The 24,949-nt window shown below is 73.6% G+C and carries 20 protein-coding genes and 1 riboswitch; of the genes, 11 read left to right on the forward strand and 9 right to left on the reverse strand.

What is annotated here, in order from left to right:
* Genes qcrC through qcrB form a run of 3 tightly spaced genes read left to right on the forward strand, consistent with a single transcriptional unit; the run spans nucleotide 1 to nucleotide 3,583 of the window.
* Nucleotides 1-810, forward strand: a complete 810-nt coding sequence (qcrC, locus tag Nocox_RS14675) for a cytochrome bc1 complex diheme cytochrome c subunit (RefSeq protein WP_026214003.1) — start codon at nucleotides 1-3, stop codon at nucleotides 808-810.
* Nucleotides 807-1,922, forward strand: coding sequence for a cytochrome bc1 complex Rieske iron-sulfur subunit (gene qcrA / locus Nocox_RS14680; RefSeq protein ID WP_020541602.1), 1,116 nt, complete (start codon nucleotides 807-809; stop codon nucleotides 1,920-1,922). The genes qcrC and qcrA overlap by 4 nt, the downstream gene beginning before the upstream one ends.
* On the forward strand, nucleotides 1,919-3,583 hold the full coding sequence (qcrB, locus tag Nocox_RS14685) for a cytochrome bc1 complex cytochrome b subunit (protein ID WP_020541603.1): 1,665 nt from the start codon (nucleotides 1,919-1,921) through the stop codon (nucleotides 3,581-3,583). Before qcrA ends, qcrB begins: the two co-directional genes overlap by 4 nt.
* 156 nt (nucleotides 3,584-3,739) lie before the next feature.
* Here the strand turns inward: qcrB and Nocox_RS14690 are convergent, their stop codons facing one another.
* Both Nocox_RS14690 and Nocox_RS14695 read right to left on the reverse strand, forming a co-directional pair.
* Nucleotides 3,740-4,027: an Lrp/AsnC family transcriptional regulator gene (locus Nocox_RS14690; RefSeq protein ID WP_020541604.1), complete on the reverse strand. Its 288-nt coding sequence runs from the start codon at nucleotides 4,025-4,027 to the stop codon at nucleotides 3,740-3,742.
* A 17-nt stretch (nucleotides 4,028-4,044) separates the two neighbouring features.
* Complete coding sequence (locus tag Nocox_RS14695) at nucleotides 4,045-5,769, reverse strand: DEDD exonuclease domain-containing protein (protein ID WP_020541605.1); 1,725 nt, start codon at nucleotides 5,767-5,769, stop codon at nucleotides 4,045-4,047.
* A gap of 75 nt (nucleotides 5,770-5,844) precedes the next feature.
* On the opposite strand from Nocox_RS14695, the gene Nocox_RS14700 reads away from it, so the two are divergent.
* From Nocox_RS14700 to Nocox_RS14710, 3 genes are all read left to right on the forward strand, one after another.
* Nucleotides 5,845-7,353, forward strand: a complete 1,509-nt coding sequence (locus Nocox_RS14700; protein ID WP_020541606.1) for a serine/threonine-protein kinase — start codon at nucleotides 5,845-5,847, stop codon at nucleotides 7,351-7,353.
* The gene (locus Nocox_RS14705; protein ID WP_020541607.1) at nucleotides 7,343-8,791 is read left to right on the forward strand and encodes a serine/threonine-protein kinase; all 1,449 of its coding nucleotides are present in this window, start codon (nucleotides 7,343-7,345) and stop codon (nucleotides 8,789-8,791) included. Before Nocox_RS14700 ends, Nocox_RS14705 begins: the two co-directional genes overlap by 11 nt.
* Before the next feature lie 881 nt (nucleotides 8,792-9,672).
* Nucleotides 9,673-11,145, forward strand: a complete 1,473-nt coding sequence (locus Nocox_RS14710) for a hypothetical protein (protein WP_026214004.1) — start codon at nucleotides 9,673-9,675, stop codon at nucleotides 11,143-11,145.
* A gap of 9 nt (nucleotides 11,146-11,154) precedes the next feature.
* On the opposite strand, the gene Nocox_RS14715 is transcribed toward Nocox_RS14710, so the two are convergent.
* The 6 genes from Nocox_RS14715 to Nocox_RS14740 form a co-directional block, all read right to left on the reverse strand.
* Entirely contained in the window at nucleotides 11,155-14,160 is a 3,006-nt protein-coding gene (locus tag Nocox_RS14715) for an FtsX-like permease family protein (protein WP_020541608.1), read from the reverse strand.
* Nucleotides 14,157-14,966, reverse strand: coding sequence for an ABC transporter ATP-binding protein (locus Nocox_RS14720; RefSeq protein ID WP_020541609.1), 810 nt, complete (start codon nucleotides 14,964-14,966; stop codon nucleotides 14,157-14,159). The genes Nocox_RS14715 and Nocox_RS14720 overlap by 4 nt, the downstream gene beginning before the upstream one ends.
* Nucleotides 14,963-15,628 (reverse strand): ATP-binding cassette domain-containing protein, encoded by a 666-nt coding sequence (locus Nocox_RS14725; protein ID WP_020541610.1) that lies wholly within the window; start codon nucleotides 15,626-15,628, stop codon nucleotides 14,963-14,965. Before Nocox_RS14725 ends, Nocox_RS14720 begins: the two co-directional genes overlap by 4 nt.
* A gap of 148 nt (nucleotides 15,629-15,776) precedes the next feature.
* Nucleotides 15,777-17,261 carry a PH domain-containing protein gene (locus Nocox_RS14730; RefSeq protein ID WP_020541611.1) on the reverse strand — a complete coding sequence of 495 codons (1,485 nt, stop codon included), beginning with the start codon at nucleotides 17,259-17,261 and terminating at the stop codon, nucleotides 15,777-15,779.
* Nucleotides 17,262-17,452: 191 nt separating this feature from the next.
* Nucleotides 17,453-17,944 carry a PH domain-containing protein gene (locus tag Nocox_RS14735; RefSeq protein WP_020541612.1) on the reverse strand — a complete coding sequence of 164 codons (492 nt, stop codon included), beginning with the start codon at nucleotides 17,942-17,944 and terminating at the stop codon, nucleotides 17,453-17,455.
* The gene (locus tag Nocox_RS14740) at nucleotides 17,941-18,177 is read right to left on the reverse strand and encodes a hypothetical protein (protein ID WP_157382873.1); all 237 of its coding nucleotides are present in this window, start codon (nucleotides 18,175-18,177) and stop codon (nucleotides 17,941-17,943) included. Before Nocox_RS14740 ends, Nocox_RS14735 begins: the two co-directional genes overlap by 4 nt.
* A 103-nt stretch (nucleotides 18,178-18,280) precedes the next feature.
* On the opposite strand from Nocox_RS14740, the gene Nocox_RS14745 reads away from it, so the two are divergent.
* Nucleotides 18,281-19,555, forward strand: coding sequence for a sensor histidine kinase (locus Nocox_RS14745; RefSeq protein WP_051112476.1), 1,275 nt, complete (start codon nucleotides 18,281-18,283; stop codon nucleotides 19,553-19,555).
* A 29-nt stretch (nucleotides 19,556-19,584) separates the two neighbouring features.
* Nucleotides 19,585-20,199 (forward strand): response regulator, encoded by a 615-nt coding sequence (locus Nocox_RS14750; protein WP_246649864.1) that lies wholly within the window; start codon nucleotides 19,585-19,587, stop codon nucleotides 20,197-20,199.
* A gap of 5 nt (nucleotides 20,200-20,204) precedes the next feature.
* Here the strand turns inward: Nocox_RS14750 and Nocox_RS14755 are convergent, their stop codons facing one another.
* On the reverse strand, nucleotides 20,205-21,266 hold the full coding sequence (locus tag Nocox_RS14755; RefSeq protein ID WP_020541616.1) for a phosphotransferase family protein: 1,062 nt from the start codon (nucleotides 21,264-21,266) through the stop codon (nucleotides 20,205-20,207).
* 165 nt (nucleotides 21,267-21,431) lie between these two features.
* On the opposite strand from Nocox_RS14755, the gene Nocox_RS14760 reads away from it, so the two are divergent.
* The 3 genes from Nocox_RS14760 to Nocox_RS14770 all read left to right on the forward strand — a co-directional run bounded on the left by Nocox_RS14760 (nucleotide 21,432) and on the right by Nocox_RS14770 (nucleotide 24,860).
* Nucleotides 21,432-22,733: an NYN domain-containing protein gene (locus Nocox_RS14760; RefSeq protein ID WP_020541617.1), complete on the forward strand. Its 1,302-nt coding sequence runs from the start codon at nucleotides 21,432-21,434 to the stop codon at nucleotides 22,731-22,733.
* Between the two features lie 94 nt (nucleotides 22,734-22,827).
* Nucleotides 22,828-23,802 carry a C40 family peptidase gene (locus tag Nocox_RS14765; RefSeq protein WP_026214007.1) on the forward strand — a complete coding sequence of 325 codons (975 nt, stop codon included), beginning with the start codon at nucleotides 22,828-22,830 and terminating at the stop codon, nucleotides 23,800-23,802.
* A gap of 274 nt (nucleotides 23,803-24,076) precedes the next feature.
* Nucleotides 24,077-24,241, forward strand: a riboswitch (cyclic di-AMP (ydaO/yuaA leader).
* A gap of 61 nt (nucleotides 24,242-24,302) precedes the next feature.
* The gene (locus tag Nocox_RS14770; protein WP_020541619.1) at nucleotides 24,303-24,860 is read left to right on the forward strand and encodes a C40 family peptidase; all 558 of its coding nucleotides are present in this window, start codon (nucleotides 24,303-24,305) and stop codon (nucleotides 24,858-24,860) included.
* The last annotated feature ends 89 nt before the right edge of the window (nucleotides 24,861-24,949 follow it).

Consider the following 24,949-nt stretch of genomic DNA (forward strand, 5'->3'; position numbering starts at 1 on the left):
GTGATTAGGATCACCGCTTGGCGGCGGCATCCCCTCGCGAGATATGCCGTCCTGATTTTGGCGTTGGCGCTGGTCGGGATGGTATACGCCGCCTTTGTCCAGGCGGGTAAGCCTGCCGACGCGGCGATGGCGGCAGGCAAGGTCGATGACGTGGCCGAGGGCAAGAGCCTGTTCGTCGCGCACTGCGCGAGCTGCCACGGCCTCAACGCGGAGGGCACCAACACCGCCCCCACGCTCATCGGCGTCGGCGCCGCGGCCGTCGACTTCCAGATGAGCACCGGCCGCATGCCCGCAGCCAACCCCGGCCCCCAGGCCCCGCGCAAGCCGCTGGCCCCCTGGGTGAACGAGGACTCCATCCGGCAGATCTCGGCGTACGTGCAGTCGCTCGGCGGCGGCCCGCAGGTGCCCGGCGCCGAGCAGGTCGACGCCAAGCTCGGGGACGCCGGCCGCGGTGGCGAGCTGTTCCGCGCCAACTGCATCCAGTGCCACAACTGGGCGGGCGCGGGCGGCGCGCTGACGCAGGGCAAGTACGCCCCCAACCTCAACTCATCGTCCCCGACGCAGATCTACGAGGCGATGGTCACCGGCCCCCAGGCGATGCCGGTCTTCAACGACACCACGATCACGCCGGAAGAGAAGCGTGACATGATCGCCTACATCGTCCAGGTCCGTGAGCAGAAGGACCCGGGAGGCTTCGGCCTCGGGCGCATCGGCCCCGTGACGGAAGGCATCGTCGCGTGGGTCGTGGGCATGGTCGCCCTCGTACTCGCCGCCATCTGGATCACCGCGAAGAAGCGACAGAAGTCATGACTGACAACGAGCACGAGATCGAGCAGCCGGACGAGCGCGTCCCCAAGCGCGTGATCGGCACTCCCGCACCGGGCACCTCGATGCTCGGCGAGGCGGAGGCGGCCGAGGCCGCCGGCAAGGACGTCCCCGGCGTGACGCTGCAGGACGAGGCGAAGGCCCGCAAGGCGGAGAAGATCGTGGCGCTCTGCTTCACGATCACCTTCCTCGCGACCATCGCGTTCATCATCTCCTACGTGGTGTTCCAGGTGGGCACGCCCGAGTCGACGGGGAACTCCAACCTCGCGCTGGGCGCCTCGCTCACCGTCGCCATCATGGGCCTGGCCATCGGCATCGTGGTCTGGGTCCGGATGATCATGCCGAAGTACTCGCTCATCCAGGAGCGCCACGAGATGGCCTCCGCGGAGCCCGACCGCGAGGTCGTCGCCGACACCTTCGTGGCGGGCGCCAACGAGAGCGGCTTCGTCAAGCGCAGGCTGCTGCGCCGCACCCTGCTGCTGGCCGCGGCCCCGCTCGGCCTGGTGCCGCTGGTGCTGCTGCGTGACCTCGACAACAGCAACATGCCGGCCTCGAAGTTCAACAAGCTGCTGCGCCACACGGTCTGGGGAGAGAAGACCAAGGAGGGCAAGCCGCTCAGGCTCGTCGTCGAGGGCACCGGCCAGCCCATCAGGGCCGCCGACTTCAACTCGCCCGGCGGCATCCTGTCGGTCGTCCCCGAGGGCTACGAGCACGACCTCAACGCCCTGGCCAAGGCCACGCTGATCCTGATCAAGTTCCGTCCCGAGGAGCTCAAGGACGGGGTCAACAAGAACTGGATCCACGACGGCATCGTCGCCTACTCCAAGATCTGCACCCACGTGGGCTGCCCGGCCGCGCTCTACGAGCAGAACACCCACCACATCCTCTGCCCGTGCCACCAGTCGACGTTCGACGCCGCCGACGGCGCCAAGGTCATCTTCGGCCCGGCCGCGCGGCCGCTGCCGCAGCTGCCGATCACCGTGGACGAGCAGGGCTACCTGATCGCCAAGGGCGACTTCGACGTGCCGGTCGGCCCGAGCTACTGGGAGCGCGGCGACGCGGAGGCCGCCGTCAGGATGCAGGGAGGCCAGCAGTGAGCGGCGAACTGAACACCGTGCCCAAGGGCATCGCGGGGCCGTCGACCTGGCTGGACGACCGGCTCGGCGGCGCCAACTTCCTCAAGCGCAACCTGCGCAAGATCTTCCCGGACCACTGGTCGTTCCTGCTGGGCGAGATCGCGCTCTACTCCTTCATCATCCTGCTGCTGACCGGCACGTTCCTGACGCTGTGGTTCAACCCCAGCATGACGGAGGTCGCCTACGACGGCCCGTACGCGCCGCTCAAGGGCGTCATGATGTCGGAGGCCTACGCCTCGGCGCTGGAGATCAGCTTCGAGGTCCGTGGTGGACTGCTCATGCGGCAGATGCACCACTGGGCGGCCCTGCTCTTCGTGGCCGGCATGATGGTCCACATGCTGCGGGTGTTCTTCACGGGCGCCTACCGCAAGCCGCGTGAGATCAACTGGCTGATCGGCGTGCTGCTGCTGACGCTGGCGCTGGCCGAGGGCCTGACCGGCTACTCGCTGCCCGACGACCTGCTGTCCGGCGCCGGTCTGCGCATCACGGAGGGCGTGGCGATCTCGCTGCCGCTGGTCGGCACGTACATCACGTTCTTCCTGTTCGGCGGCGAGTACCCGGGCGAGGACGTCATTCCACGCTTCTACTCGTTGCACATCCTGCTCATCCCGGGCATCCTGCTGGCGCTGATCTCGGCCCACATGGTGCTCATGTGGGTGCAGAAGCACACGCAGATGCCGGGCAAGAGCCGCACCAACACCAACGTGGTCGGCGCGCCGTTCTACCCGGCCTTCATGGCCAAGGCGGGCGCGTACTTCCTGTTCACGCTGGGCGTGATCGCGGGTCTGGCGACGTTCGCGCAGATCAACCCGATCTGGCTGTTCGGGCCGTACACACCGGCCGACATCTCGGCGGGGTCGCAGCCCGACTGGTACATGGGCTTCCTCGAGGGCTCCCTGCGCATCATGCCGCCATGGGAGTGGAACCTCTTCGGGACGGCCCACGCGGGCACGTTGCCGCTGAGCGTCATCATCCCGGCGTTGCTGCCGCTCGGCATCGTCATGACGGGCCTGGCGCTCTACCCGTTCCTCGAACAATGGGTGACCGGCGACCGGCGTGAGCACCACGTCGCCGACCGCCCGCGCAACAACCCGCACCGCACCTCGATCGGCGTCTCGGCGATCACGTTCTACGGTCTGCTGTGGCTGCTCGGCGCGAACGACGAGATCGCGGCGAACTTCCACATCAGCCTCAACTGGACGACCTACATCGGCCGGGTGCTGATCTTCGTCGGCCCGGCGCTGGCCTACCTGATCACCTACCGCATGTGCCTCGGCCTGCAGCGCTCCGACGCGGCGGTCATCTCGCACGGCGTGGAGTCGGGTGTCATCAAGCGGCTGCCGCACGGTGAGTTCATCGAGGTCCACACGCCGCCGGCGGAGGACATCGAGGCCCACATGCGCGGCAAGGAGCCGGTGCTGATGCTCCCGGTGAAGGAGGACCGCGCGGGCATCCCGCCGAAGGGCATGCGCGGGCCGCTCGGCAAGCTGCGGGCGCGGATGTCCCGGGCGTACGGCGGGGAGAAGATCCCGCTGGACGAGGGGCACGGCCACGGTCACGGCGAGGACGAGCACGCCGCCATCGGCACCGGCGGCGACGAGGACCGCAGCCTCACGCACTGACCGATCCACCGCATCGCCACACCGCGCGGGCCCGGACGACCACTGGTCGTCCGGGCCCGCCGGTCTTCCCGGGGGTTGAGAGCGCCCTGGACGCGGGCATGCGTCAGCCGCCCGGGGGACGGTGGTCCGGCTCCGGGCGGCGGGTCAGGGGAGGGGTCAGTCGGCCTCGGGGAAGCCGATGGAGAACGCGGCGTCGAGGTCGTGCTTGGAGTAGGCGCGGAAGGCGATGTGCGTCTCGGTGTGCAGCACGCCCTCGACCTTGTTGACGCGCCCGGGGACGACCTCGGCGATCTGCTCGTAGACCGGGACCCGGACCATGGCGAGCAGGTCGTAGTCGCCGGTGATGGAGTAGACCTCGCTGACCCCGTCGATCTCGGCGATCGTCTCGGCGACCTCCGTGATCCGGTCTACCTCGGCCTTGATGTGGACGATAGCCGTGACCATGCATCAACTGTATCGGTTTACCGCAAAGGCCGCCCCTCCCGCCCGCGGCCCTGATCGAGGTGGCGGTAGGCGAGGTCGATGCGCGCCTTGTGCCGCGCGGCCCCCTGGGCGGGCAGGCTCCACTCGCCGTCGACCTCCACCAGCCGGACCCCCGGCGACTCCAGCCAGCGCAGGATGCACTCGGTCTCCTCGGCGCTCGCCGCGTGCACGGGGCCGGGCCCCGGCAGCACGGCCTCCGCCGAGGCCGTGAGCGAGGCCACGAACGGCGTGGGATGCGCGCCCTTGGCCAGGACCCCCGCCCCGGCCAGCCGCCCGTAGCGGACGACGTGGACGTCCCAGCCGCCGCCGAAGGCCGGCGCCGCGGCCACGAGCTGCGGGATGCGGGTGAGGGCGCTGAGCCGCTGCATGCGGGCCGCCGCCCGGACGAACGAGGCCAGCCGGTCGCGGTCGACCGACGCCTCCTCGTAGCGCTGCTCGACCGACAGCCGCTCCATGCGCGCCGCGACGGCGGCGAACACGGGCGTCGCGTCGAGGGTCATGGCCCGCCGGGCGGCCTCGACATGCGCGGCGTAGTCCGCCGGGCTCTCCCTGCCCTCGCACGGCGCGCCGCAGCGGCCCATCTCGTGCAGCACGCAGGCCGCCCTGCGGGTGCGCGGCCCGAGCGCCTGCGTGCACTGGCGCAGCGGCACCGCCTCGTGCAGCGCGATGCGCGCGTCGTCGGCCTGCCGGGCGCTGGTGAACGGTCCGAGATAGGTGGCCGCGTCGTCCTTGAGCTCGCGCACGATCGACAGCCGGGGGAACGGCTCGGAGGTGAGCTTGAGCCACACCATCTTCTCGGGGAAGCGGGAGCGCCGGTTGTAGCGGGGCTTGGCGCCGCCGATCAGGCGCAGCTCCCTGACCTCGGCCTCCAGCGCGGTCGCGCAGACGATGTGCCGGACCCGGTCGGCGATCCCGATCATCTCCCTGATGCGCGGCCGGGTCTCGCTGGCCGTGAAGTAGGAGCGCACGCGGTTGCGCAGGTTGGTGCTCTTGCCGATGTAGAGCACCTCGCCGCGCTCGTCCTCGAACAGGTAGACGCCCGGCGCGTGCGGCACGGAGTCGGCCAGGTGGCGCTTGCGCTGCTGCTCGGGCGTCGGCGCGCGGACGAACGACTTGAGCTCCTCCAGGGTGTGCACCTGGAAGGAGCCGGCCCGCTCGATGAGCCCGTGCAGCACGTCGACCGTGGCCCGCGCGTCCTGCAGCGCCCGGTGGCACGGCTCGACCGGGCTGCGGAAGAAGCGGGCCAGCGTCGCCAGCTTGGCGTTGGGCGTCTCGTCGCGGGTGAGCACCCGGCGGGCGAGATCGACGGTGTCGACCACCGGGTTGGCGGGGGAGGGGTAGCCGTGGGCGGCGCAGGCGGCCTTGACGAAACGGGTGTCGAAGCTCGCGTTGTGCGCCACCAGCACCGACCCCCGGACGAACTCCAGGAAACTCGGCAGCACCGCCTCGATCCGCGGCGCGGCCACCACCATGGCGTCGGTGATGCCGGTCAGCACCGAGATGAACGGCGGGATCGGCCCCCCGGGATCGACCAGCGTGGAGAACTCGCCCAGCACCTCGCCCGCCCGCACCTTGACCGCCCCGATCTCGGTGATCGCGTCCTCCGCGGGCGAGCCGCCTGTCGTCTCCAGGTCGAACACGACGAACGTGACCTCGCTGAGCGGGGTGCCGAGCTCGTCGAGGGTGCCTTGAACCGCTTCCACGAACCAAGACCATAGAGAGACCGACCGACAGGATGGAATAACCATCCCTCTTGATCGTTGGTTACCCTTCCCTTTATGTCGGCGGGAAGACTCGCCGGCCGCTACTCCCTGCTGCGCCCGCTGGGCGCGGGCGGCATGGGGAAGGTGTGGCTGGCCAGGGACGAGATGCTCGACCGCGACGTCGCGGTCAAGGAGCTCACACTGCCCGAGGGCATGGCTCCCAAGGAGCGGGCCGACTCGGTCAAGCGCGCGGTGCGCGAGGCGCAGGCCACCGCGCGGCTGCGCCACCCCGGCATCGTCGCCCTGCACGACGTGGTGGTCGAGAACGACCGTCCGTGGCTGGTCATGGAGCTGCTGCGGGGCCGCACCCTCGGCGACACCGTCCGCGAGTTCGGGCCCATGCCCGCCGAGCACGCCGCCCGCGTGGGCGCCGACGTGCTGGAGGCGCTGACGGCCGCGCACGCCCAGGGCATGCAGCACCGCGACGTCAAGCCGGGCAACGTGTTCCTGACCGAGAGCGGCCGGGTCGTGCTCACCGACTTCGGCATCGCCCGCCAGGAGGGCCAGGCCACGCTCACCGAGCAGGGCCTGATGATCGGCTCGCCCGGCTTCATCGCCCCCGAGCGGCTGGAGGGCCGGCCCGGCGGCCCGGCCGCCGACCTGTGGTCGCTCGGCGCCACCCTCTACGTCGCGGTCGCCGGCGTGCCCGCCTACGGCGGCTCGGCCGCCCAGCGGGTGCAGGCCACGCTGCTGTCGCCGCCGCCGGTCGCGCCGGGCCCGCTCGGCCCGCTGATCGCCGCCATGATGGCGCACCATCCGGCCGCCCGCCCCGGCCCGCGGGCGGTCGTGTCCGCGCTGCGCCAGGTCGCCGCCGGACGCCCCCTCCCCGAGCTGCCCGCCGACCAGAGCGTCACCGTGCCTGGCAAGGCCCCCGGGCGGGGGCGGGCCGTGGTGTGGGTCGCGGCGTCCGTGGCGCTCGCGGCGGTGCTGGCCGCCGGCGGCTTCCTCGCCGTACGCGGGCTGAGCGGCGGCGACGACGTGCCGGCCGCGTTCACCGCCCCCATGGACGTGTGCACGCTGCTCGCCGCCGAGGAGGTGGGCCGGCTGCTGCTCACCGCCGCCCCGCCCGAGCCGCAGCCCGGCTCCGACGAGGTCGGGCCCAAGTGCGGCTGGCCCGTCTCCGGCTCCGGCGTGGGCCTGCAGGTGCAGAAGGACTCCGACACCGTCGACCCGTGGTCGATGACCCCGGCCACGGCCCGCACGCTGTTCCAGAACCAGAGGCGTTACTGGGGCAAGTACACCAGCGTCGACTGGACCTGGCCGGAGATCGGCGTCAAGACCTCCAGGAAGGCCACGCTCACGCCGATCCGGCCGATCGCCGGCGTCGGGGAGGAGGCGTTCGGCTTCGAGCTGAAGGGGCCCACCGGGCGGGTGCACTCCGCGCACGTCTACTACCGGCTGGCCAACCTCGTCGTCAGCGTCGAGTACTCCACCCTGTCCGACCGGCCGACCGACGAGGACGTCAGGCAGACGGCGCTGAAGGCCGCCCGGGCGAGCGAGCAGGCGTTGCGCCATGCCGCATGACCTCTACCTGCTGGCCGGCCGCTACCGGCTGATCGAGCGGCTCGGCCAGGGCGGCGCGGGCACCGTGTGGCGGGCCATCGACGAGATGCTCGACCGCCAGGTCGCGGTCAAGCAGGTGCGCGTCCCCGACGGCCTCACCCCCGACGAGCGGGCGCGGTTCACCGGCCGGGCCATCCACGAGGCCCGCTCCGCCGGCCGGCTGCGCGACCCGGCGATCGTGCTCGTGCACGACGTCGTGCTGGAGGGCCACCAGCCGTGGATCATCATGGACCTCGTCACCGGCCGCTCGCTCGACCAGCTCATCAAGGAGCGGGGCCCGCTGCCGCCCGGCGCCGTGGCCAGGATCGGGCTGCGCGTGCTGTCGGCGCTGGAGGTCGCGCACGCCCACGGCATGCTGCACCAGGACGTCAAGCCGGGCAACATCCTGCTCGACGCCGACGGCTCGGCCATGCTCACCGACTTCGGCATCGCGGCCCCCATGGGCGGCCAGGGCGGCCAGGGAGAGCCGGCGGGCACCGCGGGCTCGCCCGGCTACATGGCCCCTGAGCGCCTCAACGAGCAGCCCTCAGGACCCGCCTCCGACCTGTGGTCGCTCGGCGCGAGCCTCTACACGGCGGTGGAGGGGCGGGCGCCGTTCGAGCGCGACCTGCCCGCCGCGGTGACGGCGGCGGTGCTGCTGCACGAGCCGCCGTTCCCGGCCAGGGCGGGGCGGCGCCTCGGCGGCCTGCTGATGGCCATGCTCGCCAAGAACCCCGCGGCACGTCCCACCGCGCCGCAGATCAGGCAGGCGCTCACGCCCCTGGTCGACGCCGCCCCCGAGCCGCGGGGCCGGCCCCGGTGGCTGCTGCCCGCCGCGCTCGGTGCCGCCGCCGTCGTGCTGCTCGGCGCCGGCGGCTGGTACGCGCTCTCGGCCCTCCGCCCCCAGCCCGACGCCGGCCGGTACGCCGCCGCGCCAGACCCGTGCACGCTGCTGACCGACGCCCAGGCCGCGGAGCTCACGAAGGTCGCGCCGACGCGCAACGCGAGCCGGCCGGGGGAGTGCCAGTGGATCGTGCGCGAGGAGCCGGGGCGCACGCTCACCGTACGCGCCTGGGCGGAGAAGCCGGACGGCGACCTCGGCGGGCCGCAGGTGGCGCAGCGGCGCTTCGCCAGCGAGAAGGCCACCCGCGCGGCGGGCAAGGGTCAGGAAGGGCGTGGCGTGCGCGGCGGGGTGTCCGAGGTGCCGGGGATCGCGGAGGCGGCCATCCTGCAGAACAGCTTCACGTTCTACATCAACACCAACAAAACCGGTCGATCCGACAGCGTGCTGCTCTTCCGGACGAGTAACCTGCTCGGCGAAGTGGTGTGGCACCGTGAAGACGTCCCCGCGTCGAGAGCGGCGGACAAGGAGACCGCGGTCGCCGCGGCCCGGCTGGTGGCCGCGGCCCTGAACAGATGACCCGCGCCGTGACGAACGTCGCAGCGTCCTGCAAGGGGTGTGACTAGCATGTTCTCCCGCAAGTCAGGGCGACCCCAGGAGTCCCAGTGAACCCCGGAAGCGCGTACGAGCCGCCGACGACCCCGTACCCGTACCCTGGGCAGGACGGCGACCCCGGCGACGACCCGCCGTCCGGCCCCCAGGACACGCCGTACGGGCCCCGCAGCGGCTACGGGCCCCCGGACGGCTACAACCCGCAGGGCGGCGCGGGCGGGCCCTATGGCGCGCAGGCCGTGCCGCCGGCCGTGCCGCAGGCCGTGCCGCCGGCCGGCCCAGGGGCCGGAGGTCCCGGCGTACCGCCTATGAGCCCAGGGGGTGGAGGCCCCGGCGTGCTGCCGGCCCCGCCCGGCGCGGTCGCCCACCCTGGGCCACCGCCGCCTCCCGCGACGCCGCCGCACGCTCCCTACAGCCCGTCTCAAGGCGATTACGCCCCTTCCCCGGGCCCGTCCTACGCCTTACCTCCGCAGGGCGCGCCCTACGGTCCTGCTCAGGGGCCGCCTCCCGGGGCCGCCCAGGAGGGTGGGTTCCACGGGTCGCCTCCGGGCTCGCCTCCGCAAGGCCCGCCGTACTACGGGCCGCCGCCTCCTGGGACGCCCCAGCAGGGCTACCAGCCGTCGGACCCACCGCCGCCGGACGCGCAGCCCTGGCGCGAGCAACCGTGGGGCGAGCAACCGTGGGGCGAGCAGCCATGGGGCCCGCAGGCGTCCCGCCCACAGCAGCCCGGGTCCCAGGCACCCCGCCCACAGCCGTCGGGGCCGCAGGCGTCTGGTCCGTACTCGTCGGGGCCGCAGGGGTGGGACTCCCCCCAGGCAGGGGGGCAGGGGTGGGGGGCGTCGCCTCAGATGCCGCCCACGGCTCCCACCGTGCCGCAGGTGCCGTCGGCGCCCGGCCCGGGCCGGCGGCCGGGGTGGCTGATGCCGGCGCTGGCCGCCGGCGTGGTGGTGCTGGTGGCGGCCGGGGGCGTGGGCGTGTTCGTGCTCACCTCCGGCGACGGCCCCGCGGGCTCGCCGGACGCGGGCGGCCGGACGGCGGCGTCGTCCTCGGCCACCGCCGCCGGCTCCGGCGCGAAGGGCCCTGACGTGTGCGCCATGCTGCCCAAGGAGGAGGCCGACCGCCTGGTGCCCGGCGCCACCGTCGCCAGGTCCTCCCGCGACAGCGAGTACACCGTCGACTTCGGCTGCAACTGGGTCAACCGCCGCATCTCCTTCGGCGAGTACTGGCGCAGCAGGGAGATCGACGTCAAGCTCGCGCAGTACCGCGGCGAGGGCGCCAAGACCGGCCGCACGATGGCCCAGAACTCCTACGAGGTGGAGTACCGCGGCGGCAAGTACGCCGCCACGGCGAAGCCGTCCCTCGACCCGGACGAGAAGGAGTACGTCTCCCCGCTCAAGGACGTCCCCGGCGTTGGCGAGGGCGCGTTCGCCCAGTACACGTGGCGGCGCGACAAGCTGCTGTGGTACTCGTACGGCACCGCGACCGCCCGCGTCGGCGACTTCACGATCAAGGTCAGGTTCCAGGCCGACCAGCAGAAGAAGGACGCCCGGATCCTGTCGGCCGAGACCCGGCAGTCGATCACCGAGGAGAACGCGCTGCGCGAGGTGAGCGGCCTGGTCGCGTACTTCGCCAAGGGCGTGGCGGCCTGGCAGGCGAAGAACCCGGACGTGCTGGCCAAGGCCGACCAGCCCGCCGTCACCGCCTCACCCAGCCCGAAGGCGTCGGCCTCGCCGACCGTGCTGGCCGCGTTCCCCACGGCCTGCACGGCCGTCGGCGCGAAGGCCACCGAGCTGGTGCCGAGCCCGGCCACGCGGGCGCGCGGCCTGGAGGACGGCGGCGACAGCCAGACCGAGTGCCGCTGGCTCAACCTCGACCTGCCGGGCGACGACGCGGACACGAAGAAGATCCGCAGCGTGCTGATCACGATCCACCGTTTCAGCGACCGTACCGGCCAGACCGACGAGAGCGGCGCCAAGTCGTACTACGCCACCGAGCGCGGCGGCGACAAGAACATGGCGAGCTCGTCCCTGGGAGGCATCACCTGGGGCAAGCTGGTCGACCGTACGGACCTGGGCGACCAGGCGTACCAGCAGTTCGTGCAGACCAGGCGCAGTGACGTGGCGGCCTCCAGCGGCACGGTGCTCATGCGCAAGGGCGCGGTGGTGGTGCGCGTCGACTACTCCGGCCACCAGCGGCCGAAGGACGTGCCGACCAACTCGCCGAAGGTCCGGTTCATGTCCGAGAAGGAGGCCATGGGCGGGGCGCTGACGATGGCCAGGGCGTTCATGGCGGAGATGACCAGGCGGCCCGTCGGGAGCTGAAGGCCGCGGTCAGGCGGGGGCGTCGCGCAGGCGTTCGACCCGTACGCCGCGCAGCAGCAGCTCCGACACCACCGCCGCGGCCACGAGGCTGACCAGCAGGGCGGCGCCCACGACGAGCGCGACGGGCGCCGCCGCCACGTCGTGCGGCAGCGGCGGCGTCACCGGCGCGGCGGCGAACTGCGGGATGCGGCCGAGCGCCGCCCAGGCCGCGAGCAGTCCGGCCGCCAGCCCGGCGAGCGTGCCGGCGGCCACCGTGATCACCTGCTCCAGCAGGAGCGAGACCCGCAGCGCGGCCGCCCGGGCGCCCGCCGCCTCCAGCGCGGCCAGCTCGTAGCCGCGTCTCCTGGCCGCCGTGTGCAGGGCGAGGACGGTCCGCCCGAGCGCGAGCGCGGCGGCGGCGAGCGCGGAGACCAGCAGCAGCAACAGCGCCAGCCCCGGCCCCTGACCGGCGAAGGACGCGGTCAGCTCCGCCACGGTCCGCCGCGACACGACCGACAGGCCCTGGCGCTCCAGCTCGCGTTCCAGCGCGGCGGTGTCGGACAGCCGGGTCCACACCTGGTGGACGGCCTTCTCGTGCACCCCGTACGCGATCCTGTCGGCCTGCTCCAGGTCCATCAGGACGCCCGCCTCGGTCAACCCCGGCGCGGCGGCGGAGGTGACGGCGGCGCGGACCGGCGTGGCGTAGCCGCTGTCCAGGCCCGGCACCGCCTTCCTGCCGACGGGACCGACGACGACGGCGGCCGGCTCCGGCGCGTACGTGTCCGGGCGCAGCGTCTGGTTGCCGTTGTCGGTGACGGCGAAGGTGCCGTCGCGCGCGTCCGGGTCCTCGTCCACCCGCCAGGCGGGCAGCTCCAGCGACCGCCAGCGGCCCTGCTCGCGCACGTCCAGCCCGGCGACGGTCACCCGTACGTAGGCGGGCCGCTCGTACTCGGGCGGCGGCACCGGCTCCCCGCGCAGGGCGCGCAGCTCGCACGCCGCGCGCTCGCAGGCGGGCGGCAGGTTCCACGCGGGCGTGCCGGACGTGCCGGACAGCTCGCCGAGCGGGAGCTGGGCAGGCCGCAGCGTGCCCGGCACGCGGAGCACCGCCGACAGCCGGATCCGCCAGCCCTCCGGCGGCAGGTCGTGCTGGAGCCGGACGCGGAAGCGGTCGCCGCGCACCCACACGCGCGGCGTCCGCGGCGTCTCCAGCGCGGCGGCGGCCCGCTCCAGCGACGTGCCCCCGGCCAGCGAGGGACGCCAGGCCGCGCCGATGGCGGCCAGCCGCGCGGGATCGGCGGCGACCAGTTGCGGCGGCCCCGGCACGGTGATCACGGGCGCGGCGGTCCGCCCGCCCGGATCGGCGGCGGTCACGGCGGCGATCAGCTCGCGCGGCTCGACCGGCCGCACGGTGATCGCGGTGACCGCCCCGTTGTGGAACCTGGCCGTCTCGGCGTAGTCGCCCGACGTGGCGCTCCACGCCGACACCGCGAACGTGGCCAGCCCGAACGCCGCCCCCAGCACCACCACGCTGCCCGCCGTGACCGGCCCCCGCGCCACCTGCCGCAGCGCCAGGAACGGCCCGAGCCCGCCCCGCCTGCGGGTGACCCCGAACAGCCGCCGGGTGAGCACGGGCAGCGCCCGCCCGGCCAGCAGCGCCACGCCGAGCGCGATCAGCCCCGGCACCGCCAGCGCGCTCGAACCGCGTCCGGACACGTCGGTGAGCACGCCGGTGGCCAGCAGTTCGACCAGCCCCAGCGCGGTGATCGCGAGGACCACGGCGTCCAGCACCCAGCCGCGCGCCGAGCGGCGCGGGGTGCGCCGCCACTCCTCGGTGACCGGCCGGGTGGCCACCCGCCACGCGACCGGCGCGGCGGCCAGCAGCCCGCCCAGCATGGCCGCCACCCCGGCCAGCGCGGCCTCGGGCGGGAAGGACGCCGGGATGCCGGGCGGCAGCAGCGCGCCGATCATGGCGCCCGCGGCGAGGTGCCCGGCGAGCAGCCCGAGCGGCACCGCGGCGGCCAGCAGCAGCAGCGGCTCGGCCAGCGCGAACAGCCACACCCGCGCCCTGCGCAGGCCGCGCAGCCGGGCCAGCGCGATCTCCGGGCCGCGGGCGCGTACGAGATCGCCGACGGTCTGGAAGAGCAGCATCCAGCCGAGCCCGACGAGCTGGGCGATCACCAGGAGCGTCGGGACGCCGAGCGCGCCGGCGTTGTCGGTCATGACCTTGAGCGTGTCGGCCAGCCGGGAGTAGACGATGACGCGGCTGTCGCGGCCCGCCGCCTCGGCCGCGGCCTGCATGGCGGTCAGCCGGTCCAGGTCGGCGCCGTCGAAGCGGGCGGGATCGATGCCGATGACCGCGTAGTCGGTCCAGCCGCCCGACGCGGCGGTGGAGCCGATGGCGACGCCGGAGCTGACGATGTACGTCTCAAGCCGGGTCTCCGGCACCGTGAACAGCGCGTCGGCCTTGTCCTGGCTCGCCTCGCCGGTGGGGGAGAACAGCGTCCGCCCGAACCAGAACGGGTCGGCCGCCGAGCCGGGCCGGTAGAGGCCGACGACGGTCAGCGGCGCGGACTCGCGTCCGGTGGTGCCGGGGCCGCTCTTCATGACCGTGGTCAGCTCGACGGTGTCATCCACCGCGAACCCGGTCGCCTGGCTCGCCATCACCTCGCCGCCGGCGCGCGGGCAGCGGCCCTCCACGAGTGTCAGGTGCGCGCACTGCCCGTCCTGCCACACCAGCGAGAACGAGCGCTCGTCGTCGCGCCGGCCGCTGGTGAGTTCGATGCCGTGGATCGGCGGCGTGGTGAAGTCCGCGCCCGCCGTGAACGCGGCCACCTTGGCCTCGATGTCGCCCTCGGTCGTGGTGTAGCGCCAGCCGCGGCCCTCGACCGGGGCCGCCGCGAGCGCCTCGCGAGCGATGGTGGTGCGGGCGGCGGCGGCGTAGATCGGGCCGACGGCCGCCGAGGCGATCGGCACGACCGCGATGAGCAGCACGACCAGCGAGAGCGTGCGGCGTTCCCAGAGACCGCGCAGGATCACGGTTCGGCCCTCCGCAGCGCGATGCCGTCCTGGAGCTCCTCGATCCTCGCCATGGAGCCGGGCGGGAGCAGATGGTGGTATTCGGGCGGCACCTGCACGGCGCCCTCCCTGCCGACGACCACGAAGTCCTCGCCGCGCCGGCCCTCCGCGCCGACCCGGCCGTCCCTGATCGTCACGGTACGGTCCAGCGCCTCACCCACGGCGGGGTCGTGGGTGACGACGACGGCGGTCGTGCCGTCGGCGGCGGCGTCCCGGACGAGCTCGATCACCCGCCGCCCGGACTCCTCGTCGAGCTGGCTGGTGGGCTCGTCGGCGAGCAGCAGTCTGGGGGCGTTGGCGAGCGCCACGGCCAGCGCGAGGCGCTGCTGCTCGCCGCCCGACATCCGCCCGGCGGGGCGGTCGGCCGCGTCGGCCAGGCCGACCCGGCCCAGCAGCTCGCGCGCCCGCCGCCGGTCGCGGCGGACGGCGCGCTGGGCGAAGGCGACGTTCTGGGCGGCGGACAGGTGGCCGATGAGGTTGCGCGCCGGGTTCTGCAGCACCATGCCGATGTGCGTGGCCCGCAGCCGGTCCAGCCTGCGCTGGTCGAGCCTGCCGAGGTCCGCGCCGTCCAGCCACAGGCGGCCCGCGCTCGGCCGCAGCAGCCCGGCCAGCAGCCACAGCAGGGTCGACTTGCCCGCGCCCGACGGCCCGAGCAGCGCGACCGTCTCGCCCGCGGCGATCGTCAGGTCCACGTCGCGCAGCGCGACGACCTCGACGTCCTGCGCCCGGTAGATCTGTACGACGCCGTCGCACCTGACGAGGCTCACCGGCTCCTCCTCGCCCGCCGGGAGGCGGCCAGCGCCCGCAGCTCGACCACCCGGTCGCAGCGTTCGGCCACCTCAGGGTCGTGGGTGGCCAGCACCAGCGTGGTGCCCCGCGCGGCGATCGCGAGCAGCTCGTCCAGGACGAGGGCGCGGTGTGTGGCGTCCTGCTCGGCCGTGGGCTCGTCGGCCAGCAGCACCCGGGGCCGCAGCGCCAGCGCCCGCGCCACCGCCACGCGCTGCTGCTGGCCTCCGGACAGCTCCTCGACCAGATGGTCGGCGAACCGCGCCACCCGCAGCCGGTCCAGCGCCTCCGCCGCCAGCCGCATCGCCTCGCGCGGGGGGCGGCCGGCCGCCCGTAGCGCGACCTCGACGTTCTCGGCGGCCGTGAGCAGGCTCAGCAGCCCGTACGACTGGAAGACGAGCGCGAGCCCGGCCCGCAGCTCGGGCTGCTCGTCCAGCGGCACGCCGCCGACCAGCACCCGGCCGGCGGCGGGGGGCAGGAGGCCGGCCAGCGTGGTGAGCAGCGTCGTCTTCCCGGAGCCTGACGGGCCCATCAGCGCTACGCGCTCGCCCGGCTCGAACTCCAGGGTGAGATCCTCGACGATCGTCCGCCCGCCTGCCTGGCAGCTCAGGGCGCGGCAGGCGAGCGCGGGTCCTGGCGCCATTCGCGGATCATCTCCTGACCGATGATCTGCCGTCAACGGTTAATACGGCTGCAACTCGGTTGCAAGTGGGCCAAATACCGTTATGTCTGCAGGCTTTGAGCCGCGGGACCTGATTTGCCCACTACAGGGGCATGGGCAAACGACGAGGTCACGCGGCTCTCCCTTTTCCCCCTGAGGCAGGCTCGCCCGCCGGCCTGGTCAGGAACGGCTCCAGCAGGCCCGGGACCGCCCGCGCGGCCAGGTCGAGCCCGTCGCCGCGGCCCACGTCCAGGACCTCGTAGTGGCCGTCGCCCGCGGCGGTGGCGGCCGAGACCGTCACCAGGCCGGCCCGCCGCTGGAAGAACGACTCGGTGATCGTCCAGCCCGAGATGCCCGCCCGCTCCAGCGCGACCGTACGCCGGACCACCGCCCCGTGCCGGGTGATCAGGTGCCGCCCGGCGAGGGCGTGCCCGAGGCTGCGCGCCCCGGTCACGGCGCCCCACCACGCGACCGGCGCCGCCACGGCCGGCACCGCCCACGCCCAGGCCGACGGCCACGGCAGAGACCAGGACACCACCCCCGCCACGGCGGCCGGCACCGCCACGGCCACGGCCGCGCGCACGACCCGCCGCCGCCGCGCGGCGGGCGGATGCCGTACCAGCCCGGCCTCCCCGCCGTCCCTCCCCGCGATGGCGCCGGCCAGGCCCCAGGCCAGGAGACGAGGAAGGGGCGGGGCGAGCGCGCCGACGTCCTCGGTCCCGCCGTCGGCGGCCGTGCCGAGGCCGGTGGCGATCGCCTTGACGCGGGCCCCGCCGCCCAGCCGGAGCAGCAGCGGCTCGCTGACCTCCACGCCGCGCAGCCGCCGCTCCTCCAGCGTCAGCGAGCGGGCGGTGAGCAGGCCGCGCCGCAGCCGGAGCCGTCCGGGCTCGCGGTCGAGCCGGTAGCGCCCCCACGACTCGGCGAACAGCAGCACCGCCCCCAGCGCGCCCGCGACGAGGTTCGCGGCCAGCAGCAGCGCGGCGGCGGGCAGCGGGTGGCCGGCCACCCACTCCCACACCGGCCCGGCCGCCCGCTCGGCCAGGTCCTCCAGCCCCAGCCGCTCCGCCGCCTGGTACGCCACGCCCAGCACCGTCACCGCGCCGGTGAAGGTCCACACCGTCAGCGGCGCGTAGCGGATCCACGACCACCGCAGCTCGGCCAGCGGCGCGTCGCGGCCCGGCTGCTCGTCCGCCGCCGCGCCGCGCAGCAGCGTACGGCGCAGCGTCTCGGCGTCCCCCCTGGTCAGCGGGTCCAGCGTCAGCTCGTCGCCGTCGGCCGCGCGCTCGCCGGTGCCGACCTTCACCACGGTCAGCCCGAGCATCCGCAGCACCGGGTCGGCCCGCAGGTCCACGCTCCGCACCCGGTCGCGCGGGATCGCGCGGGCCCGCCGCACCGCGATGCCGGTGCGCAGCTCCAGCCGTTCGCCGGTCAGCCGCCAGCGCGTGGACCTGAGCCGGGCCACGTCGTACGCCGCCACGCCCCCCACGATGAGCACCGCCGCCGCCGCACACGCCACGGCCAGCCCCCAGACCGGCCACCCGGCTCCGGTGAACAGGCGCACCAGCCCGATCACGGCGGGTGCGACGAGCGCCAGCGACTTGACCGCCGACGCCACGACCGACCGCCCGGCCGGCGCCCGCCAGCCGGATTCCTCCCCTGCGCGCCCGGCCCCTGCGCGCCCGGCCCCTGCGCGCCCGGCCCCTGCGCGCCCGGTCCCTGCGCGCCCGGCCCCTGCGCGCCCGGTCCCTGCGCGCCCGGTCCCTGTGTGCCCGGGGGGCGCCTGCCGCCCGGTCTCGCCCGCGGCGGTCACGTCGCGTCCCCTGGAGTGGCCTGGGTGCGGGCCGTCAGGCGTTCGGCCAGGTCGGCGGCGAGCCGGTGGTCGAGGGCCGCGATGGTGATCGCGCCCGCCGACGAGGCCGTGGTCACCGTGACGTCCGCCAGCCCGAACAACCGCTGCACCGGCCCCCGCGCGGTGTCGATCCGCTGGACGCGAGACATGGGCGCCACCTGCCAGGTGTGCGTCAGCCATCCCTTGCGGGTGTAGACGGCGTCGTCGGTGACCTCCCACCGCTCGACCCGGTAGGACGCCCGTGGCGCGGCGACCGCCAGCGCCAGGCAGCCCGCCCCGAACGCCGCCACGACCACGCCCAGCCACACCGGCCGGTCGGTGAGCGTCCAGTACGCCCAGCCCGCCGCCGCGGTCACCGGCACCATGAGGACGAGCCACTGCGCCGTCCACCACGCGACCGCCCGCGGATCGGCCCGGTTGCGCGGCGGGCGCATCGACGTCCCCGTCATCCGCCCTCCTTCTCGTCCCGCGTCCGTGACACCGTGTCCGCGACGGCGAGCAGCACGAAGCCGAGCACGCCGATCACGATGGCCGCGAACACCTCGTGCCCGCGCAGGAACCCCAGATGGTTGACCACGAGCAGCCGCTCGGTCCACGGCCACAGGCCGAGCAGCGAGTTGCCCAGCCCGGCCGCGCCCTGCAGGAGCAGCAGCCAGCCGGGCACCGTCAGCATCGTTCTCACGGGACAAGGCTCGCCCGCCGGCCGCCGGGCCCGCATCGTCCGCAGGTCTCGCGAGCATCGACTTTGGTCGCTACCGCCGCGACCTCGGCAGGGCCTAGCCTCGATGAACGTGAGCGACGCGCGGGTGGACGACGGGCCGGTGCCCGAGTACCGATGGGTCCTGCCGTCGGTGCTGCTCGGCGACGGCGGTGAGGGCCGGCCGGTGCGCCGCTCCACGCGCGACTGGATCGTGGACGTCGCGGTCTTCCTGGTCGCCTGCGCCATCACGCTGCTCGGCCTGCCCGAGGTGCAGGACGAGCCGGCGGCGCTCCTGCTGACCGAGCAGGTCGCGGGCGCGCTGTCGTGCGTGTCGGTGTGGCTGCGCCGCCGCTGGCCGGTCGCGCTCGCGCTGGTCCTGATGGTGGTCTCGACCTTCCTGGAGCTGGCCGGCGGGGCGGGGCTGGTGGCGCTGTTCACCGTGGCCGTGCACCGGCCGTTCAAGGTCTCCGGGCCGATGGTGCTGCTCTACCTCGCGACGATCCCGCCGTACCTGCTGGTCAGGCCGCAGGACGGGATGGAGCCGCTGGCGTGGGGCATCGTCGTGACGGCCATGCTGCTGACCGTCTACGCCTGGGGCATCGTGGTCCGGGCCAGGCGGCAGCTCATCTGGTCGCTGCGGCAGCGCGCCGCGAGCGCCGCGGAGGAGGCCAAACGGCTCGAACGCGAGCGCATCGCCAGGGAGATGCACGACGTGCTCGCCCACCGCATCTCCATGCTCAGCCTGCACGCCGGGGCGCTGGAGTTCCGCCCCGACGCTCCCGCCGCCGACGTCGCCCGCGCGGCCGGGGCGATCAGGGCCAGCGCCCACCTCGCCCTCCAGGACCTGCGTCAGGTGATCGGCGTGCTGCGCCACCCCGGCTCGGGCGACGGCGACGGCGACGGCGACGGCCAGGTGCCCGAGCGGCCGCAGCCCACGCTCGCCGACCTGCCCTCGCTGGTCGAGGAGTGCCGGCAGGCCGGCATGGACGTCCGGCTGGAGCAGCGGGCGGACGACGCGCCCGACGGGCTGGGCCGCAACGTCTACCGGATCGTGCAGGAGGCGCTCACCAACGCGCGCAAGCACGCCGCGGGGCAGCCGGTCACCGTGACCGTGACGGGCGTCCCGGGCGCGGAGCTGTCGGCGGAGGTCCGCAACCCGCTCGGCGCCCGCCACCTCCCGCGCATCCCGGGCGCGCGCGCCGGGCTCATCGGGCTGGCCGAGCGGGCGGAGCTGGCCGGCGGCCGGCTGGAGCACGGCCCGACGCCGGAGGGGGAGTTCGTGGTGCGCGCCCGGCTGCCCTGGCCGGAGAAGGAGACGGCGGAGCCGATGGCGGAGCGGGCGGCGGGGGAGAGATCGTGATCAAGGTGCTCGTGGTCGACGACGACGCGATGGTCCGCGCCGGCCTGTCGATGATCCTGGGCGGCGCCGGTGACATCGCCATCGTGGCCGAGGCCGCCGACGGGGCGGAGGTGCCGCCGCTGGTCGCCGAGCACCGCCCGGACGTGGTGCTCATGGACATCCGGATGCCGGCCGTGGACGGCCTCGCCGCCACCGAGGCGCTGCGGGCGACGGCCGCGCCGCCCGAGGTGGTGGTGCTGACCACGTTCCACGCCGACGCGCAGGTGCTGCGGGCGTTGCGCGCGGGGGCGGCCGGGTTCCTGCTGAAGGACATCGCCCCGGCCGACCTCGTGCGGGCGATCAGGAAGGTCGCGGCGGGCGAGCCGATCCTGTCGCCCGCCGTGACGCGGCAGCTCATCACGCACGTCTCCGACGGCGGCGCGGGGGAGCGCGCGGGACGGGCCCGGCGGCTGCTCGCCCGGCTCAGCGAGCGCGAGCGGGAGGTGGCGCTGGCCGTGGGGCGGGGCCGCTCCAACGCCGAGATCGCGCGCGAGCTGTACATGAGCGTGCCCACGGTCAAGGCGCACGTCTCGCGCATCCTCACCAAGCTGGCGCTCAACAACCGGGTCCAGGTGGCGCTGCTGGTCTACGACGCCGCCGGCTGACCCGTTCAGGCGGCGAGCAGCGCCTCGATCGTCGCCCGGTGCAGCACGAGGTCGTCGGGGTCGTCCGGGTCGGGCTGCTCGCCGAAGTGGATCCTGCGCTGCCAGACCCTGGCCATGATGATGCCGTGGCGCAGGGCGGCGTACATCTCGTAGAAGCCCATGTCGCGCGGCTCGTGGCCGGTGAGCTCCCGGTAGGTGCGGCAGACGTCCCCGGCGCGCATGAAGCCCGGCATGCCCGGCAGGCCCATGGTGACGGTGAGGTCCTGGAAGAAGCGGTGCAGGAAGATCATCCAGGAGAGGTCCAGCTCGCGCGGCCCCACCGCGGCCATCTCCCAGTCGAGCACCGCGACCGGCGTGAAGTCACGGAACATCAGGTTGCCGATGCGGGCGTCGCCCCAGAGCAGCACGTCGGGGCCCGTCCGCTCCGGCCAGTGCGCCTCCAGCCAGGCGAAGGCCCGCTCCAGCAGCGGGATGGGACGCCGGCCGTGCGCCCACCGGTAGTAGGCGTACTGGGCGTCCACGTGCGCGCGCAGGCCCGGCGGTCCGAAACCGGCCAGTTCGTCCGCGGTGAACGGGGTCCGGTGCAGCGCCGCCACGACGGCCACGCCGGCCTCCTGGAGTCTGCGCTGGTCCTCGGGGGCCGCCTCGCACAGCCAGCCGCCGAACGTGTACGGCGGCAGGTCCGGCGGCACCAGCCCCTCGGCGCGCTCCATGACGAAGAACGGGGTGCCGAGCGGCGCCGGGTCCGGCTCGAACCAGAGGGTCCTCGGCGCTGGGATTCCAGCTTTTTCCCTGGCCAAGCGCATGATCTCGAACTGTGACCGCAGATCGTACTCGGGGAAGACCGGAACCGCTTCTCCCGCAGGTGCCAGCCGTGCCACGCAGCGGGTTCGCCGTCCGTCCCAGTCCGCGGTGAAGAACAGGGTCTCGCTCGACATGCCGTTGTCGGTCGGGCGCTCCAGCTCCGAGACGGAGGCGTCCTGGCCGACCTTGCCGCGCAGCCACGCGGTCACCTGCTCGCGGAGTTCCTCCAGGTCACGGGTGGAGGTGCGCATCTGCTCGGTCACGGTCGGCCTCCCTGGTGAACACCTGCCGTTCACCTGTCGTACACCCCCGACCAAGCGCTCGTCCATACACGGGTGGCCGTTACGGTCAGGTACGCGGCAGCCGTACCCTTGTCTGAAAGGGCATGTCACGAAGGGACAAGTGGGATGAGTTCAGCGGGTGAAGGCTTGTCTCGCCCGCTTCCCGAGCAGGTCCGGCTCAATGTCGTCGACCTGGCGGCCACGGTTCTCGGGACGCTGCCCGCTGTCTCGGTCCCCCCGCCGCTGCGTGGCATCGCCAAGTTCGAGGCGCGCAAAAGAGCCAAGCTGGGCAGCGCCCCCATCGCCGCCCAGCTGGAGAACGACAAGAAGTTCCGTGAGCTGGTCGCCGAGTCGGTGGCCGCGGGCTGGCCCGAGCTGGTCGCCTCGCTGGCCGACGGCCACGTCCCGCCCGCGGCCGATCCCGTGCTGGTGGCCGCGGCGGCCTACCTCACCCGGCCGCCCGGCTGGGAGGAGATGATCGAGCTCGCCCGCAGCGACCTCCAGCAGTCCGCCGCGGCGGCCGAGGGCTCCGAGCGCGAGGAGGTGGTCTCCCGGCTGCGCGAGCAGCTCGCGGCGCAGAAGAGCGCCGCCAAGGAGGAGACCGACCGGCTGCGCGAGCAGATCAAGGCCGCCCGCGCCGAGAACTCCGACCTGCGGCGCAAGCTCCACGACGCCCGCGAGCGGGCCAAGGCCGCGCTCGCCAGGGCCGAGGAGATGGAACGCGCGGCCGAGGAGGCCCGCACCGCCGCCGTGGCCGCGGGCAGCGCGGGCGAGTCCGAGCTGCGCCGGCTGCGCGAGCGGCTGGCCGACGTGGAGAAGCAGCTCGAAGCCTCGCGCCGGGCCGCCCGCGAGGGCCGCAGCCTGGAGGACGCCCGCATCAGGGTGCTGCTCGACGCCCTTCAGGACGCCTCGGCCGGGCTGCGCAGGGAGCTCGGCCTGCCGGCGACCATCAGCCGCCCCGCCGACTCGGTCGCGGCCCATCCCGGCGAGCGGCCGGGCGTGCGCGGCGTGCCCGCGCGGGCGCTGGCCGACGACGACCCGCAACTGCTCGACCAGCTCCTCGCGATCCCGCAGATCCACCTCATCATCGACGGCTACAACGTCACCAAGACCGGCTACGGCACGCTCACCCTGGCCGACCAGCGCAACCGGCTCATGACCAACCTCGGCGGGCTGGCCGCGCAGACCAGGGTCGAGATGACCGTCGTCTTCGACGGGGCCGAGCTCAACGCTCCCGTGCAGGTCGTGGCGCCGCGCGGGGTGCGGGTGCTCTTCAGCGACCCCGGGGAGATCGCCGACGACCTCATCCGGCAGCTCGTCCGGGTCGAGCCGCCGGGGCGGGCCATCGCCGTCGTGTCCTCCGACCGCGAGGTGGCCGAATCGGTGCGGCGCATGGGAGCCAGACCGGTTCCGTCTGCCCTGCTGCTGCGCCGCCTTGGTCGCGCCTAGATTACGAATCATGGGTTTTACCCGTTGAGGTGAGACCCCACCCGCCACTTCTGTACTATTCGCCCCAGATGTTTACCCCCTGGGAGGCGACGCAGTGAGGTTTGGCCGGGTGCCGGTGGCCGCGGGGATCGTGTTCGGACTGGTGCTTTCCCCCACCGGGGCCGCGATCGCCGATCCCAGACCCACCCTCGCCCAGGCCAAGGCCAAGCTGGAGAAGCTCAACGACAAGGCGGACAAGGTCGTCGACCGCTACAACACGGCCACCGAGCGGTACAAGAAGGCGAAATCCACCTACACCGGCCTCAACGACAGCTACAAGCGCAAGCTGGCCACCGTCGCCGACCTGCGCGCGCAGGTGATCACCATGGCCGTCGACAGCTACCAGCTCGGCGGCGACATCACGTCCCTGCCGGGATTCCTCGGCGCCGACGACCCCGACGACTTCCTCGCCCGCCTCGCGCTGACCGGCCAGGTCTCCAAGGAGCGGGCCGAGAAGCTGAACGCCTTCGACCGGGAGAACCGCGGGCTCAAGGCGGAGCGGGACAAGGCGGAGAAGGCCCTGGAAGTGGCCGACAAGGAACGCGACGGGGTCCAGAAGGAACGCGCGGAGATCCTCAGGCTCATCGCCCAGCAGAAGAAGCTGCTGGAGAAGCTGAACGCCTACAACCCCGGCAACCCCAACAGCGCCGGCGTGAAGTACACCGGCTCGGCGTCGGGGAACGCGGCCACGGTGCTGCGCTTCGCCTACGCGCAGGTCGGCAAGCCGTACGTGTTCGGCGGGACGGGCCCGGGCGGCTGGGACTGCTCCGGCCTGACGCAGGCGTCCTGGCGGGCCGCGGGCGTCTCGCTGCCGCGTACGACGTGGCAGCAGTGGGCGTGGGGGGCGAGCCGCCGGGTGAGCCTGGACGCGCTCCAGCCCGGTGACCTGATCTTCAGCGAGGGGCTGGGACACGTCAGCATCTACGCGGGCAACGGGCAGATCGTGCACGCGCCTCAGACGGGCGACGTCGTGAAGATCGTCAAGCTGTCCGCGTACGGGCGGCGGCTCGTCGGCGCCATCCGCCCTTGACGCCCCTCAAACTGCCATAAACCCGGCAAATCACACCTTACTCGGCTGTGTTCTGAGAAGTGTGAGTATGGTCACATTCCGGTAACGGAGCTCGGGGTTCCAGCAGGGGTTTCCGTCCTGACTCGACCCCCTGTCTGATCTTGACAAGCCGCCGTCCGCTTTGCCGATCCGTGACCTGTCGGCGTAGCTTCTGGCCTCGCGGTGACACGCCATGTCGCCGCGATCTTCATCCGCCGGTCGCCCCCCGCACATCCCCTTGAGGACACCTCGCAGGGGCGGCGACCTGCCGAATCCGTGCGGCCAGGAGCACGGAGCCGGGGAACCACCGATCCCACTCCCTAGGGGATCAGGGGTGAATCGGCGCTGCTCGAAAGCGCCGTAGGGCTACTTCCAGGCCCGAATCCGTCAGCTAACCCGGTAGGCGTTCGTGGAAGTCTCAAGGAGAAATCCTGTCTACCTCCCCGCACAACCCCCGTCTGTCCCGCCTTGCCCTCGGTGGCGTGGCGCTCACCATGACCGTGACGGCCGGAGGCGCCATCCTCCATGCCCCGACGGCTCAGGCGGCGACGACGAGCGACGCGGCCATCACCTCGGCGACCACGGTGCAGACCATCACGACGTCGTCGAAGTCGGCCAAGACCGCCAAAGCCGTCAAGACCGCCAGGTCGGCCAAGGCGCGCAAGGTCGCTCGGCAGCAGGCGAAGGCCCACCGGGCCGTCGCCGTGGCCAAGAACCAGATCGGCGACCCCTACCGCTACGGCGGCACGGGTCCCGGCTCGTTCGACTGCTCCGGACTCGTCCAGTACGCCTGGAAGAAGGCCGGGGTCAGGCTCCCGCGCGTGGCGAGCAGCCAGTTCGCCCGCACCCGGACGAAGGTCTCCTGGAAGAAGCTCAAGCCAGGCGACCTGATGTTCTTCAGCGGGCTCGGCCACGTAGGCATGTACGTCGGCAAGGGCAAGATGATCCACTCGCCCAGGACCGGCGAACGGGTGCGCATCGACAAGCTGAGCGGATGGCGTAAATCGTCCTTCGTCGGCGCGGTACGTCCCGGTATGTGACCACAGCCCCGCCCCGATCCCCGTACGGGATCGGGCGGGGCTGTCGCCTTTCCGCACCCGGGCACCCGTCCCGCCCGGCTACCATCGTG

The organism is Nonomuraea coxensis DSM 45129, assembly GCF_019397265.1.
Classification (GTDB): domain Bacteria; phylum Actinomycetota; class Actinomycetes; order Streptosporangiales; family Streptosporangiaceae; genus Nonomuraea; species Nonomuraea coxensis.

What these genes read in the sequence shown, in the direction of transcription:
- Nocox_RS14745 (WP_051112476.1), top strand. Translation starts at nt 18,281, where the DNA reads ATGAACGTGAGCGACGCGCGGGTGGACGACGGGCCGGTGCCCGAGTAC.
- Nocox_RS14705 (WP_020541607.1), top strand. Translation starts at nt 7,343, where the DNA reads ATGCCGCATGACCTCTACCTGCTGGCCGGCCGCTACCGGCTGATCGAG.
- qcrA (WP_020541602.1), top strand. Translation starts at nt 807, where the DNA reads ATGACTGACAACGAGCACGAGATCGAGCAGCCGGACGAGCGCGTCCCC.
- Nocox_RS14750 (WP_246649864.1), top strand. Translation starts at nt 19,585, where the DNA reads ATGGTCCGCGCCGGCCTGTCGATGATCCTGGGCGGCGCCGGTGACATC.
- Nocox_RS14725 (WP_020541610.1), bottom strand. Translation starts at nt 15,628, where the DNA reads ATGGCGCCAGGACCCGCGCTCGCCTGCCGCGCCCTGAGCTGCCAGGCA.
- Nocox_RS14700 (WP_020541606.1), top strand. Translation starts at nt 5,845, where the DNA reads ATGTCGGCGGGAAGACTCGCCGGCCGCTACTCCCTGCTGCGCCCGCTG.
- Nocox_RS14690 (WP_020541604.1), bottom strand. Translation starts at nt 4,027, where the DNA reads ATGGTCACGGCTATCGTCCACATCAAGGCCGAGGTAGACCGGATCACG.
- Nocox_RS14710 (WP_026214004.1), top strand. Translation starts at nt 9,673, where the DNA reads ATGCCGCCCACGGCTCCCACCGTGCCGCAGGTGCCGTCGGCGCCCGGC.
- Nocox_RS14735 (WP_020541612.1), bottom strand. Translation starts at nt 17,944, where the DNA reads ATGACGGGGACGTCGATGCGCCCGCCGCGCAACCGGGCCGATCCGCGG.